Genomic DNA, 14,130 nt, shown 5'->3' on the forward strand with positions numbered 1-14,130 from the left:
GCGGGGGCGTACGAAAACTCGGCCTTGGCGAAGGGCTGTCGGCCGCATAGCAGTGTCGCATGGATGATCTTTTTGCCGATCGCGCCCTGCGCAATCGCTCGCTTTCGCGCGATGACGTGGCGGCGTTGGTGGGCAGCCCCCAGCATGTGGTGGATTGCGAGCTGGAGGCGCTCGATCTTTCCGGGTTCGACCTTACGGACTGGCAGTTCGAACGCTGCAATCTGCGCCGGGCCGATTTCAGCAAGGCGATATCGGAAGGGACGCATTGGCGATCGTGCCGCGGGCCCTTCGCCAGTTTCAGCGGCAGCCAGCTCGATGGCGCGAAGTTCACCTCCAGCGATTTCAACAATGCGGATTTTCGGCGATCCAGCCTTGCTAACGCGACGTTCCATGGCTGCAAGCTCACGGGCGCCGACCTTGCCGATGCGAGAGGGATGGACATCGGTTTCGAGGAAAGCCTGCTGATCAACGCCAAGCTGAACGGGCATGTGTTTCGCGGCCGGACGCTGAAGCGCGTCGACTTCTCGCAGGCGGACCTGCGAAACTGCGATTTCCGATCGACGATTTTCGAGGAATGCCAGTTGCGCGAAACGCTCGTCGCGGGCGCGCGCTTTGCCGGCGCCGATCTCCGCGCGGCCGATCTTGGCGGGCTGAGGCTGAGCGACGCGAGCACCTTCCGCGGCGCCATCATCTCGCGCGATCAGGCGGGCCAGTTGCTTGCGGAGTTCGGGCTGCAGGTGCTCTAGCCGGGCGCCGCCGTCAGCAGGACCGGCATCGTGCCACTCTCTTTTACGTGCCGGCATGGCGGCCAGGCCATATTGTCCCAACTCGGGACAAGGGGCCCGCTTCGGCTGCCCGAAGCATAGTTCAACACGGCGCTGCTTTTTCTGGACGCGGGTCCAAACATCTCTATCATGGACCTCGGTATAAGATTCGACCCACATCCATAGATGGGCGAACTTTTGGGGAGAGATGTAGTGAGTGAGGGGAATCACACCCGACGTGCGTCTTTTGTAGCTACCACGGCCATCTGGTGCGGGCTGGCGATCGGCATTGTGCCGGCGCATGCGCAGGATGCGGCATCGGGGCCGGCGACCGCCGAAACCACGGCCGGTTCGATCAGCGATATCGTCGTCACCGCCCGGCGTAAGGAAGAAGCGCTCCAGTCGGTTCCGATTTCGGTGCAGGCCTTCAGCGGCGAGATGCTGACCGAGCGCAACGTGCAGGACGCGACCGACCTGCAGCGCTTCGTGCCCGCGCTCACCACCTACCAGCAGGCGCGCGACGAAGTGACGCTGTCGATCCGTGGCCAGTCCAGCTCGGGCGCGTCGGCGCAGGGCCAGAATCCGCGCGTGACCGCTTATTTCGCGCAGGTGCCGCTGCAGACCGGCGATACCGGGCCGGGCCGCTATTTCGACCTGCAGAACGTGCAGATCCTGAAGGGTCCGCAAGGCACGCTGTTCGGCCGCAACTCGACCGGCGGTGCGATCCTCTATGAACCCACCCGGCCGACCGACGAATTTTCGGGCTACATGAACTTCCAGTTCGGCCGCTTTGACGATCGCCAGATCGAAGGTGCGGTCAACGTGCCCGTCACCGACACGCTGGCCGTGCGCGTCGCCGGCAAGCGCGCCAAGCGCGACGGCTTCACCACCAACATCACCACCGGCGAAAAGCTGGACGACCGCAATTATCTCGGCCTGCGCGGATCGGTGCTGTTCACCCCGTCGGACGGTTTCGAAAACTATCTGATGGTCGACTATGTGAAGTCGGACACCAACGGTTCGTCGCAGCAGATCGCCGGCTATGATCCGAACAAGGTGTTCCAGGCCGACGTGTTCGAAGGCACAGCGCAGGATCCGTTCCTGCCCGAACTGCCGCTCTATCTGGCGGGCAATCGCCCGGCGATCGCGCTGCTGCGGGGGCCGCAGGCCGGCGCCGCGATCGGGCAGGCGATTGCTGCGGGTGGTTTCTCCTTCTTCCCCGATCCGATCATGCCGAACCAGCTGAACAATCAGATTCAGGGCGGTCCGCGCATCTCGCAATCGGCGGTGGATGGCCTGTCCAAGTCGCGCGGCTGGGGCCTCACCAACATCACGACCGTCGATCTCAGCGACGATCTGACCTTCAAGAACATCTTTGGCTATCGCCGCTACAAGCAGCTCAGCCGCTACGACTTTGACGGCACCGCGCTGCCGCTGCTCGATCAGGTGACGCCAGATGGCTGGTCGGTCAATCTGCGCCAGATCAGCGAGGAAGCGCAGCTGCAGGGCAAGGCCCTGGACGGCAAGCTCGACTTCACCGTCGGCGGCTTCTTCCTGTGGCAGAAATCGCCGAGCCCGCAGCGCCTGATCCAGGTCTCGGTCGGCACGCCGTCGCTGTCGATTTCGGAACCGGTGGAACGCAGCCAGGCGGTGTTCGGCCAGATCAATTACGATCTTTCCGATCTGGTGACCGAAGGGCTGAGCATCACTGCGGGCTATCGCTACACCCACGATTTCCGTTCGGTGAATGCGTCCAACTATCGCGATCAGACCGGCCAGTTCGGGCCCAACACCTGCAGCCTCGTCCGCGGGTGCCCGACCTATACGAAGGCGGCTTTCAACGCGTCGTCCTACAATATCGGCATCGATTATCAGGCGACGTCCGACACGCTGATCTACGTCACCCACCGTCGCGGCTATCGCGCGGGCGGCCTCAACCCGCAGGCGCTCGATTTCGGCGTGAAATATGGCCCCGAAACGGTGATCGACTTCGAAGCCGGCCTGAAATCCGATTTCGAACTGCTCGGCATGCAGGCGCGGACCAACTTCGCGGCCTTCTATTCGGAGCTGAAGGACGCGCAGGTCAGCCAGTCCTTCTCGACGATCAACCCGGTCACCAACCAGCTCGCGCTCATCAACCTGATCGTCAACGCCGCCAAGGCGAAGATCAAGGGCATCGAGGTCGATGCGACGCTGGTGCCGTTCGAGAATTTCACGCTCGGTGCGTCCTATTCGCTCACCGACGCGAAATATACGAGCTTCCTCGACGTCGCGACGGGCGATCAGCTGACCAACCGGCCGTTCCCCTTCCTTGCGAAGAACCGTCTCAACCTGTCGGCCAATTATCGCATCCCGCTGTCGGACGCGCTGGGCGAACTGTCGCTGGGCGCCAACTGGGCCTATTCGAGTAGCTACAGCCTGTCGGTGTTCGAAGATCCGCTCGGCATCGAAAATGGCTACAACCAGCTCGATCTGCGTGCGGACCTGAGCGACATCGGCACCGAAGGCTTCTCGATCGGCGCCTTCGTCAACAACGTGACGAACGAAGTCTACAAGATCGGCGGCGTGCCGATCTATTCGGTGCTCGGCACCACCAGCGTGCTCTACAACGAGCCGCGCACCTGGGGCCTGCAGCTGCGTTATCGCTTCGGCTCGTAAACACCGGCTGAAGTAAACTGATCCGCCGCCGCGCTTCCACTGACAGGGAAGCGCGGCGGCGCTCGTTTCAGGCAGACGGGGATCATGCTTGACTCGCCCCGCACCCGCCCATAAGGACGCCGCTCCGCTGCAACGGCCCCTTCGTCTAGCGGTCTAGGACGTCGCCCTCTCACGGCGAAAACACGGGTTCGAGTCCCGTAGGGGTCACCAAGCCACCCATTGGCCTTGGAAAACTACCAAAAGCGCGGAAATCCGCCACTTCCAAAGTCCGATCCGATACAAACGGCCACCCCAAAAGTGGCCTTGCGGAGCATCGGGAAATGCGGTCAAGGCGGGCGGTGCGCTACCTCAAAAAAGATTCGATAGCGGGCCGCCTCATCTATCGGCGGTCATATCCCGAGCCCCTCCGCCCATTCCTCCCTGGCATCTCCAAGGGCGCCAAGGGTCCCCGCGAATTAGTCCGGAGCCTCAAGGCGCGAGATATCACGGAGCCGGGGGCGCTGGACCTCTATCGCGCGGCAGCGGCCGAGTATGATCTAGCCGTGGCGCACGCCCGCAAGGCGCAGAAATTCTCCGAGAAACAGGCCCGTGGCGAGTTTGACACGCTCAGCGCTGAAACGGTCGCCTATCTCGCCAAGGTCTTTGAAGCCGAATGGCACGCCCGCGAGGAAAGGGACCTTGCAGCGGGCGGCGCGGCATGGGCCGAACAAGCCCGCCACGGCTGGCAATATATGCTGGACGAATTCCGCGAATGGCGGGTGGAACAAGACCTTTACCACATGGAAGAATGGTGGGCGGACCAAGCTCGCGAGCTGTGCGCGGCCCAAGGCTACGCACTGGCTCCAGATGATCGCGATGGCCTGTTGCGCCTGTGCGCGGCCCTGAATGACGTGGCAATCATCATCAGCGATCAATCCAAGGCCCGGCTCCGGGGCAACATCGTGCCCGTTCCTGCCGCCCCTCCGCGCCCGGAGCGCCGCGAGCCCCCCACGCGCTTCCCGAAGCTCGCGAGCGCGGCGCAGTCCTTTGAGGCGATCGTGGAGCGGCTCTTGGAAACCGAACGGCTGGGGACCGGTCAATCAACCAAGGAGGCCGCACGCACGGGACTCCGTTTCTTCCGGGAGGTCCACGGTCAGCCCGCACCATCGGCAATCACGAAGCAGATGGTGTCCGAATGGCTCGATATGTTGGCGCAGCGGCCCGCCAAGCTCGACAAGTCCGAAATGGCCTTGCCGCTGTCCGAGGTGGTCGCCCGCTATGAGGGCCGGAAGGACATAAAGCGCCTGTCATCGACCACGCTGGAAAAATATCTCCGCGCCCTCAACGCCCGCTGGGCCCAAGCCCAGGATGAGGAAGGGTTGATAGCGGACGGTTTGCCCAACCCGTTCAGCCGCAAACGCGTAACGGCCGCTCCGCACCGCAAGCCCGTCGCCGGCCTTGGCAGGGAGACCCTAGACGCAATCTTTGCCTTGCCGATCTTTACGGCTGGCGAGCGGCCGACACAGGGCAAGGGCGAAGCGTGCTACTGGCTCCCGCTGTTGATGCTGTGGACCGGGTGCCGCCCGGAGGAAGCCGCCCAGCTCATTGTGGATGACATTTCCGTCGATCCCGTGACCGGGCACCCCACGCTGGCGATAACGGGCGATGGTGAGCATCCCGAGAAAGGCCCGCGCCGCTTAAAGACGGCCAAGCGCTCCTCGGGGGAACGGACAATTCACATTCCCCGGCCGTTGCTGGACCTCAATTTCCTGGCCTATGTGGCAGCCGTTCGGGCAGCGGGACACGCCGCGCTGTTCCCCAAGCTCCGCACGAAGGGCAAACGCGGCCTCCTGTTCTCGGGCTTCTCCGGTTGGTGGTCGGCCTATCTCCGCGACCATGGGGTGCTGCCGAAAGGCGACGGCCCTCGGCCTTCCCGCGAATTCCGCCACGTCTGGACCACAGCCGCACGGGAAGCTGGCATACCGAGGGAGGCGCGGGAGTACATTCAGGGGCATGTGCCGGACAAACGGGCCACCAATGACACCTACGGCGACAGGGAAGCCCTGGGACGGGCGGCGCGAGATATCGCCTTCCCCAAAATCAACCTCTCGAAGGTCCGCCCGTGGCGCAAGGAGGACATGGCGGCCGATTGACGCTGTTGTTCCCGCTGTGTCAAACTTGACAGGGTAAAGCCCCGAAAGCCGCTGAAAGAGCCGGTTTCACGCTCCTTGGTCGAGAACGCTTTCCCGGCCTCCTTAACGACGTTCTGCGGCGAAAAGCCCCGATCGCCGCGCCTAAATATCCAACAAGGCCGCAGCCTCAGTGTGGTGCATCGGTGTCGGCGGTTCCTCTTCGCGCTCCAGCCGGTCCGCAAGCTCCTGAACGGCCGCCAAGATGGACGCCCGGCCATCCTCCTCCAGCGTGAAATATGTCCGCCAAAGCGCATCCACGAGGTCCTCGGCTTCTTCGTGCCGCTCACGGGCCAACGCCGCCTCGTCCTCCTCCGCATTGCGCGGCTTATAGCCGTCCGGAAACTCGGTGTCCTGATCCAGTGCCTCGCCCCGCGCCTTGAGTTTCTGACGAAGAGCCTCGTGGCTAAGGACCCCGCCTAGCTCAGCAGATATTACGCGGCTCGGCTTGGTAAGGCCCCGCTCGTCGATATGCCCCCTGCGCTCAAGGTAGAGGTCAAGCATCCGGTCCTTGTCGGCCCTTGTCAGTCGCTTCCCGTGCTTGGTGTTCGCCGTGAGCGCTACCGCTTGCGCATCGGCCAGCGACATCTTCGCGACCTCCGCCTTGATCGCACCGAATCCCGCCTGCCTATGGGCCGCGAGGCGATGGAAGCCGTCCACGAGGTAAAGCGCCTCCCCAACCTTCGCGACCTTCACGGGCGGCATTTCCTGCCCTTGCGTCAGGACGCGCTCATACTGCCTCACGGTGCTGGGATCGGTGCCGTTCGCCCGGTTCTGGAGGTCCTTCCGCTCCCGCACGGCGCTAACGGCCAGCGTTTCCTCTTTCCAATTATGCTTCGCCTTCACGCACTCACGTCCTTCTCGATCGTCGCAATCATCATCATTGTAGCCGTCCCCTGCGGGTCTCGCGGCCAGTGTCCAGCCTTTTCGGGTCCCAGCCCGTCCATCGCCGCCGCTCGCCTGGAAGTACCTCGTATCGGACTCCCTAGGGCCGTGTGGTGAGCCCTAAGCCCCGCTGTGGCGCGGACAACAGCCCGACACCGCCACCCGAATATCATCCGGGTTAAATGCTCCCCGATCCAGCCCCGCGAGGCCCAACGCCCCCGTTCGGCAGCTCCGCGCCGCGCCAAGCCGCCCCAGGGTCCTCACGCCGCGCAATGACGCTTTACGGTGGTCGGGGAGATGTCGAAATGGTCCGCAGTCGCCTTGATGCTCGCCCCGTTCGCCTTGCGCCACGCGACCACCTCGGCCCTGTCCGCCTTGCTTGGCCGCCCCAGGCTCGCCTTGCCGCGATGGGTGAGCCCCGTGACCACTAAGTGTGCCCGAGCTACCGTGCGGCCCGCCTCGCACCGTTCCCTGATCCGGTTGCGCTCGATCTCCGCCATCTGGGCGAGGACGGCGACGATGATCTTGCCCGCGTCCCCGGCGATCGGCCCAAGGCCACTCACGTCCACGGTTACGCCCCGATCCAGAAGCGCCTTCACGGTCGCCTGAACGTCCAGCGCATCGCGGCCCAGCCGGTCGATCGCATAGACGTGGACGCTATCGCCCTTCCGGACGTGCTTGAGCAACGCGGCGAAGTCTGGCCGGTCCGCTGCCGGTGTCGTCCCGCTGATCCCCTCATCGGTGAATTCCTCATCGAAATTCCCGCCCAGGGCTTCCCGCTGCGCCTCCACGGATTGGTCCAGGGTCGAGACTCGGTAGTAGGCAACACGATGGGACACGGGGCAGCTCCGAATGGTCCGAAAGATACGTGGCCCATATCGGTCTAGTCCATAATCATGTCGACATATCTTGTGGGCCGATCTGCCATGCCCGCTATGGGCTGGACCAGAACCTAGAAGTTATGGACCAGAAAGGGGAATCCACGTCAGTCGCCCACCCCGCCCACTGTTGCCAGATAGACCATCCTCGGCGTGGGCAAATGTCCCCAACGGCCCCGGAGCGCGGCCCTAATGTCCCGCACCCCACGGCTGGCTGCACCCCGAGCCCCGGGCCGTCCTCATCGCCCCCAGCGTCTTCCCGCCATCCTCGCGCTCCTCTCAGCCCGGACGCCAGCGGGGCAGCGAATGCCCAGGGTGTCGCGGGTCCCTCCCGCCGCCCTCGGTGGTCCCAAGCGATTTCCGCCAATCAGGATTCGAGACTGGCGGCTTCGCTAGAGAAAAATTCCGGCCGGTCGGACCCTAGCTCCATCCTCGCGCCGCTGGAGAATTCCCGAGGGCACACAGCGCGGGTCCCCTTTCGGTGCTTCCGGTTCCATCGGCCGAGGTCGGTGGCGCGGCTGGGAAGCGTGGGGTTACATTTTGGCTGTGAGGTCGGCCTAGGGGCTGTTCGGGGCAGAAGAGCAAGGGCTGGATTGCGGACGGAAACGGTCCGATATTACCCCCACGGACCGCCCGATAGCGATTTGCTTGTCGCGAGGCGGGCCAAAGCCCGATCGACATTGCCCTTTATTGCTTCCTTATCACCAAAGAAAATCGAGGCTACTTCATCAAAGCCGAACTGAGCATCTATCTGAAAGTCAGACAAAGGTGCTGGCACGTCCCATTCATCATTGCTCTGCCGGATTGGCGACAGCGCACCGCAGATTTGCATTCGGAACTGCCCAAGAATCCGATCAGCCTCGAATGTTAGCCGGAGCCTTGAAACGGCATGCGTCCGCAAACCACCATATTCATAAGCCTCCAGCCCGTGGCACTCGCTCATCTCGCCAAGGTAGGGGCCTTCGAAGCTAAACACGGAAGTCTCACGCTCAAGACAATGCGTTAGAACGGCGCTCGGCACATAGATCGCCAAGTGGGCACCTCTCGTCGAAACGCGATCGGTGTCTGGGTCTAATCTATGCACGCTGATGCCCAAGGTCAGAAAACTGAGCGAGCAATGCGTGTAGCTCAGGTCGGGCCGACCAGCCACGACTACGCTGACATTTCCAATCTTTGCCATCGGATAGACGTGTAGCCTCAAAGCGACATGCCATGCCAGCTTCGAAACCGCTCCCGGTCATAGCGCTCCAGCGAAGTCCCAGCCGCCAACGAGGAACGCCCGAGGACCACATGATCCCCGAGCCTCATCCGCGCCTCGTCTAGCCGCCTTACGCCGCCAAAAGCCGCTCAAGGTCCACTCGGGTCATCACCACGTCACTCACAGCCCCGAGATGATCCCGCTGGATCACCACGAAAACGCCATCGTCCATCCGCTCGGCATGGCCGTCCGTAAGCTCGATCGTGTTCGCGGGGGCTGACGTGGCGATGATGGTCATAGCGTCCGGTTGTCCTTCAAGTTTCCGCTCGTCGCTGATCGGTGAGCTGTGGGCGGCGCTCCCTATTGAAGGCGATACAGAATGGCAATACGAATGGGCGCAAGGAATCGGCATGAAAAGTGGCTTATTTCCTTGGCTTCGTTGACTTGCAGCGCTCCTCCCGTAGGGGTCACCATTCCCGCCCACGCGGCGCAGCAAGCACCTCAGCCCTTCAAGTTCCCTCCGCGCCGGGCCGCGCCAGCAGGCGGTAGCCGACGGCCAGTTCGTTGACGATCAGCCTGGGGCGGCTGGTGTCCTGTTCCAGTTTTTGCCGCAGACCGCGGACGGCGATGCGGAGATAATCGACCCGGTCTTCATGCGCCGGGCCCCATACGGCCTTCAGCAATTGCGCGTGGCTGATCACGCGATCGGGCCGGCGGGCGAGTTCGGCCAGGATGCCATATTCCTTGGGGGTCAGGTGCACTTCGTCGCCATCGCGGGTGACGCGGCGGTGGGCGAGGTCGATGCGGATATTGCCCGCGTCGATACGATCCTGCTCGCCATTGCCGGACAATCGGTGGCGCAGCGCCGTGCGCACGCGGGCGAGCACCTCCTCGGTATCGAACGGCTTGGTGACATAATCGTCGGCGCTGAGATCGAGCGCGGCCACCTTTTCGGCCGTATCATCGCGCGCGGAGACAACCAGAACGGTCGCGCCCGAGCGCTGCTTGATCGGCTGGATCAGTTCCAGCCCGTCGCGATCGGGCAGCCCGAGATCGAGCAGGACGACCTCGGGCTTTTCGATGTCGGCCAGCGACAGGCCTTCGCGGGCGGAGCCGGCTTCCGTCACCTCATGCCCGGCGCGCTGGAGGGCGGCGCGGAGGAGGCGACGGATATGGGCGTCATCCTCTATCACCAATATCCGGGCGGTCTGCGGCATGGCGGCAGATTAGCGGCCGGCCGCCATGCGGTCGAGCGCGCGATTGAGCGCCAGCACGTTGACGCGCGGTTCGCCCAATATGCCGATCAGGGGCTTTTCCCGATGGGCCTCCACCAGTTCGCGCAGCGGTGCGACGGGCAGGCCGCGCGCACGCGCCACGCGATCGACCTGATAGAGCGCGGCGGCCGGGCTGATATGCGGATCGAGGCCCGAGCCCGATGTCGTCACGAGATCGATCGGCACGGCCTTGCCGGGGGCGGTGGCCGCAAGCGCCTTCACATCGGCACCGGCGCGATCGGCCAACGCCTGGCTGGCCGGGCCGAGATTGGAGCCGCTGGAGGCCGACGCATCATAGCCATCGGCGCCGGCAGCCGACGGCCGGCCATGGAAATAGGCGTCGCTCGCGAAACGCTGGCCGATCAGTTCGGACCCGACGACCTGGCCGCCATCGCGGATCAGGCTGCCATTGGCCTGTTTCGGGAACAGTGCCTGGCCGATGCCGGTCAGCGCGAGCGGATAGACAATGCCGAGCAGCAGCGCGAAGGCGATCAGCAGCATGAACGCGGGGCGCAGGGCGGTTTTAAGATCGGTGAGCATCTGAAGATCCTCAGGCAAAGTGAAGGCCGGTCACGGCCAGATCGATCAGCTTGATCCCCGCGAACGGGGCGACGAGCCCGCCGAGGCCGTAGATCGCGAGATTGCGGGCGAGCAGGGGGCCTGCCGCCATCGGGCGATACCGGACGCCTTTGAGCGCCAGCGGCACGAGCAGCGGGATGATGATCGCGTTGAAGATGATGGCGGAAAGCACCGCGCTTTCAGGCGTCTTGAGGCCCATGACGTTGAGCACGCCCAGCGCCGGGTAAAGCGCCACGAAGATCGCGGGAATGATCGCGAAATATTTGGCGACATCGTTGGCGACGGAGAAGGTGGTCAGCGCGCCGCGCGTCATCAGCAATTGCTTGCCGAGGCCGACGATCTCGATCAGCTTGGTCGGATCGCTGTCGAGATCGACCATGTTGCCGGCCTCGCGCGCGGCCTGCGTGCCGGTGTTCATCGCCACGCCAACGTCGGCCTGGGCGAGGGCGGGCGCGTCGTTGGTGCCGTCACCGCACATCGCGACCAGCCGGCCCTGCGCCTGTTCGTTGCGGATGAAGGCCAGCTTGTCCTCCGGCGTCGCCTGGGCGAGGAAATCATCGACCCCGGCCTCGGCAGCGATGGCAGCCGCCGTCAGCGGATTGTCGCCGGTGATCATCACCGTGCGGATGCCCATCTTGCGCAGTTCGCCGAAGCGTTCGCGGACACCGGCCTTCACCACATCCTTGAGGTGGATCGCGCCCAGCAGCCGCCCGTCGCGGATCACGGCGAGCGGGGTGCCGCCCGAACGCGCGATTTCATCGGTGATGCGGCGCAATTCCTCGATGGCCGGGCCGTCGGCGCCGCCGCCTTCCGCCTTCAGCACCGAATCCACCGCGCCCTTCTGGATCAGCACGCCGGCCACGCGGACGCCGGAAAGCCGGGTTTGCGCGGAAAAGGGAATGATGTCGGAACCGGCCGGCAAGGCCGCGACCCGCAGGGCATGGCGTTCGCGGGCCAGCGCGACGATCGAACGGCCTTCGGGCGTTTCGTCGGCAAGGCTGGACAGCAGGGCCGCTTCGGCAAGCGCGTTGCTGTCGATACCGGCCAGCGGGCGGAGTTCGGTGGCCTGGCGATCGCCCACGGTGATCGTGCCGGTCTTGTCGAGCAGCAGCACGTCGACATCGCCTGCCGCCTCGACCGCGCGGCCGGATTTGGCGAGGACGTTGAAGCGCACCAGCCGGTCCATGCCGGCAATGCCGATCGCGGACAGCAGCGCCGCGATCGTCGTCGGGATCAGCGTGATGAGGAGTGCTGCGAGCAGCACGACGGGCACCGCGCCGCCGGCATAAGCGGCAAAGCCGGGGATGGTGGCGACCGCGATCAGGAAGATGATGGTGAGCCCGACGAGCAGGATCGTCAGCGCCACCTCGTTCGGCGTCTTGCGGCGTTCCGCGCCTTCGACCAGCGCGATCATGCGATCGAGGAAGCCATGACCCGCCTCGGCGGTGACGCGCACCTTGATCCGATCGGAAATGACGCGCGTGCCGGCGGTGACGGCGGAACGGTCGCCGCCGGCCTCGCGGATCACGGGCGCGCTTTCGCCGTTGATGGCCGCTTCGTTGACCGATGCGACGCCTTCGATGACCTCGCCGTCGGCGGGGATCAGATCGCCGGTTTCGACAAGGACGATGGCATCCTTGTCCAGCCGGCTGGCCGGCACGATTTCATAAGTGTCGCCGACGCCGAGCATCAGCTTGGCCTTCAATTCGGCCTTGGTTGCGCGGAGCGAGGCGGCCTGCGCGCGCCCGCGCCCTTCCGCCAGCGCCTCGGCGAAGGTGCCGAACAGCACGGTCAGCCACAGCCAGATCACCAACTGGATCTGGAAGCCGACCGACAGGCCGGGGTCGCCGATAACAAGCAGCAGCGTCAGTAGGGCTGCCACACAGGCGGTTACGAACAGCACCGGATTACGGATCAGCTGGCGCGGGGAGAGCTTGCGGAGCGCATCGCGACAGGCGGGCATGATCAGCGCGGCGCTGAACATCGATGATGGAGCAGTCATGGTCTGGTCCCTCAGAAGAGCTGGCCGCCGGCCATCGCCAGGTGATCGGCGATCGGCCCGAGGGCGAGGCTGGGGAGGAAGGTGAGGCCACCGAGGATGAGGATGATGCCGACGAGCAGGCCGATCCACAGACCGCCGGTGGTGGGGAAGGAGCCGCTGGTGGCGGGCGTGTAGCGCTTGGCGGCAAGGTTGCCGGCGATGGCGAGCACGGGCACCATCACGAAGAAGCGGCCCATCCACATCGCGATGCCGATCAGCCCGTTATAGAAGGGCGTGCCCGCGGTCAGGCCGGCGAAGGCCGAACCGTTATTGCCGGCGCCGGAGGTGAAGGCATAGAGAATCTCGGAGAAGCCGTGCGGCCCCTTGTTGAGCGGCCCGGCAAGGCCGGCGGGCAGCACGCTGGCGATAGCCGTCAGCCCCAGGATGACGAGCGGCAGCACCGCGATCGCCAACACCGCGAGCTTCACGTCCCGCGCCTCGATCTTCTTGCCCACATATTCCGGCGTGCGGCCGACCATCAGGCCTGCGACGAACACGGCCAGGATCGCGAACAGCAGGAAGCCGTAGATGCCCGCGCCGACGCCGCCGACGATCACTTCGCCAAGCTGCATGTTGAACAGCGGCACCAGCCCGCCCAGCGGCATGAAGCTGTCGTGCATCGCGTTCACCGCGCCGCAGGACGCGGCGGTCGTGACGACGGTGAAAAGGGCGGAGGCGGCGGTGCCGAAGCGCACTTCCTTGCCTTCCATATTGCCGCCGGAAACACCGAGGCCATGGAAGACGGGGTTGCCCGCCGCCTCCTGCCAGTAAGTGACGGCCGTGCCCAGGAGGAACAAAAACAGCATGGCCGCCAGAATCGTCCAACCCTGCCGCGTGTCGCCCACCGCCTTGCCGAAGCACCAGGTGAGGCCGACGCCGATCGCGAAGATCGAGAGCATCTGGATAAGGTTGGTCAGCGCGGTCGGGTTCTCGAACGGATGCGCGCTGTTGGCGTTGAAGAAGCCGCCGCCATTGGTGCCCAGCATCTTGATCGCTTCCTGGCTGGCCACTGGCCCCAGCGCGATCGTCTGGCGGGCGCCTTCCAGCGTGGTGGCGTCGATGGAGGCCGCAAGGGTCTGCGGCACGCCGCTGGCGATCAGGAAGGTCGCATAAGCGATGCAGATCGGCAGCAGCAGATAGAGCGTCGCCCGCGTCATATCGGCCCAGAAATTGCCGACGCTCTTCGCTTCGCGGCGTGCGAAGCCCCGGAACAGCGCGAAGGCGACGGCGATGCCGCTCGCCGCGGAAAGGAAGTTCTGGATGCCAAGCCCCAGCATCTGGCTGAGGTTGGAAAGCGTTGCTTCGCCCGAATACCATTGCCAGTTGGTGTTGGTGGTGAAGCTGACGGCGGTGTTGAATGCGCCGTCCGCGCCCATGCCGGCATAGCCGCGCGGGTTGAGCGGCAGCACATCCTGCAGGCGAAGGACCAGATAGGTCAGCAACAGCACCGCCACGTTGAACAGCAGCATATGGACGGCATAGCGCCGCCATCCCTGTTCCTCGTCCGGGTCGATGCCCGCCAGGCGGTAAAAGCCGCGCTCCACCGGGCCCAACACATGGTGCAACGGGGTGCGGCGCCCTTCGTAAAGCGCGAACAGCCAGAGCCCCATGGGCTTGGCCAGCGCGACGATGAGGGCGATGAACAACAGGATCAGCGCCCAGCCTTCATAGGTCATCGGTGATGC

Annotated in this window: 11 protein-coding genes and 1 tRNA gene; 4 read left to right on the forward strand and 8 right to left on the reverse strand. The window is 64.6% G+C overall.

The window, feature by feature from the left end; all coding sequences use genetic code 11:
* The first annotated feature begins 59 nt into the window (after positions 1–59).
* From CHB74_RS08640 to CHB74_RS08655, 4 genes are all read left to right on the forward strand, one after another.
* Entirely contained in the window at positions 60–746 is a 687-nt protein-coding gene (locus CHB74_RS08640) for a pentapeptide repeat-containing protein (RefSeq protein ID WP_089219224.1), read from the forward strand.
* Positions 747–977: 231 nt separating this feature from the next.
* Entirely contained in the window at positions 978–3,422 is a 2,445-nt protein-coding gene (locus CHB74_RS08645) for a TonB-dependent receptor (protein ID WP_179220769.1), read from the forward strand.
* A 134-nt stretch (positions 3,423–3,556) separates the two neighbouring features.
* Positions 3,557–3,632, forward strand: a tRNA-Glu gene (locus tag CHB74_RS08650).
* 128 nt (positions 3,633–3,760) lie between these two features.
* The gene (locus CHB74_RS08655; RefSeq protein WP_144033751.1) at positions 3,761–5,554 is read left to right on the forward strand and encodes a site-specific integrase; all 1,794 of its coding nucleotides are present in this window, start codon (positions 3,761–3,763) and stop codon (positions 5,552–5,554) included.
* A 141-nt stretch (positions 5,555–5,695) separates the two neighbouring features.
* On the opposite strand, the gene CHB74_RS08660 is transcribed toward CHB74_RS08655, so the two are convergent.
* From CHB74_RS08660 to kdpA, 8 genes are all read right to left on the reverse strand, one after another.
* Complete coding sequence (locus CHB74_RS08660) at positions 5,696–6,436, reverse strand: ParB N-terminal domain-containing protein (protein WP_179220770.1); 741 nt, start codon at positions 6,434–6,436, stop codon at positions 5,696–5,698.
* 299 nt (positions 6,437–6,735) lie between these two features.
* Positions 6,736–7,314 carry a recombinase family protein gene (locus tag CHB74_RS08665; RefSeq protein WP_089219228.1) on the reverse strand — a complete coding sequence of 193 codons (579 nt, stop codon included), beginning with the start codon at positions 7,312–7,314 and terminating at the stop codon, positions 6,736–6,738.
* Between the two features lie 655 nt (positions 7,315–7,969).
* Positions 7,970–8,386: a hypothetical protein gene (locus tag CHB74_RS08670; protein WP_144033752.1), complete on the reverse strand. Its 417-nt coding sequence runs from the start codon at positions 8,384–8,386 to the stop codon at positions 7,970–7,972.
* 295 nt (positions 8,387–8,681) lie between these two features.
* Positions 8,682–8,849 (reverse strand): hypothetical protein, encoded by a 168-nt coding sequence (locus tag CHB74_RS21955; RefSeq protein ID WP_179220771.1) that lies wholly within the window; start codon positions 8,847–8,849, stop codon positions 8,682–8,684.
* Between the two features lie 211 nt (positions 8,850–9,060).
* Positions 9,061–9,768 (reverse strand): response regulator, encoded by a 708-nt coding sequence (locus CHB74_RS08675; RefSeq protein ID WP_089219230.1) that lies wholly within the window; start codon positions 9,766–9,768, stop codon positions 9,061–9,063.
* 9 nt (positions 9,769–9,777) lie between these two features.
* Entirely contained in the window at positions 9,778–10,365 is a 588-nt protein-coding gene (gene kdpC / locus CHB74_RS08680; protein ID WP_089219231.1) for a potassium-transporting ATPase subunit KdpC, read from the reverse strand.
* A 10-nt stretch (positions 10,366–10,375) separates the two neighbouring features.
* A complete protein-coding gene (gene kdpB, locus CHB74_RS08685; RefSeq protein WP_089219232.1) occupies positions 10,376–12,406 on the reverse strand; it encodes a potassium-transporting ATPase subunit KdpB in 2,031 nt (676 codons plus the stop codon).
* An 11-nt stretch (positions 12,407–12,417) separates the two neighbouring features.
* Positions 12,418–14,121, reverse strand: a complete 1,704-nt coding sequence (kdpA, locus tag CHB74_RS08690; RefSeq protein ID WP_089219233.1) for a potassium-transporting ATPase subunit KdpA — start codon at positions 14,119–14,121, stop codon at positions 12,418–12,420.
* Positions 14,122–14,130 lie beyond the last annotated feature (9 nt).

Origin of the sequence: Edaphosphingomonas laterariae (genome assembly GCF_900188165.1) — a bacterium.
Lineage (GTDB): Bacteria > Pseudomonadota > Alphaproteobacteria > Sphingomonadales > Sphingomonadaceae > Sphingomonas_E > Sphingomonas_E laterariae.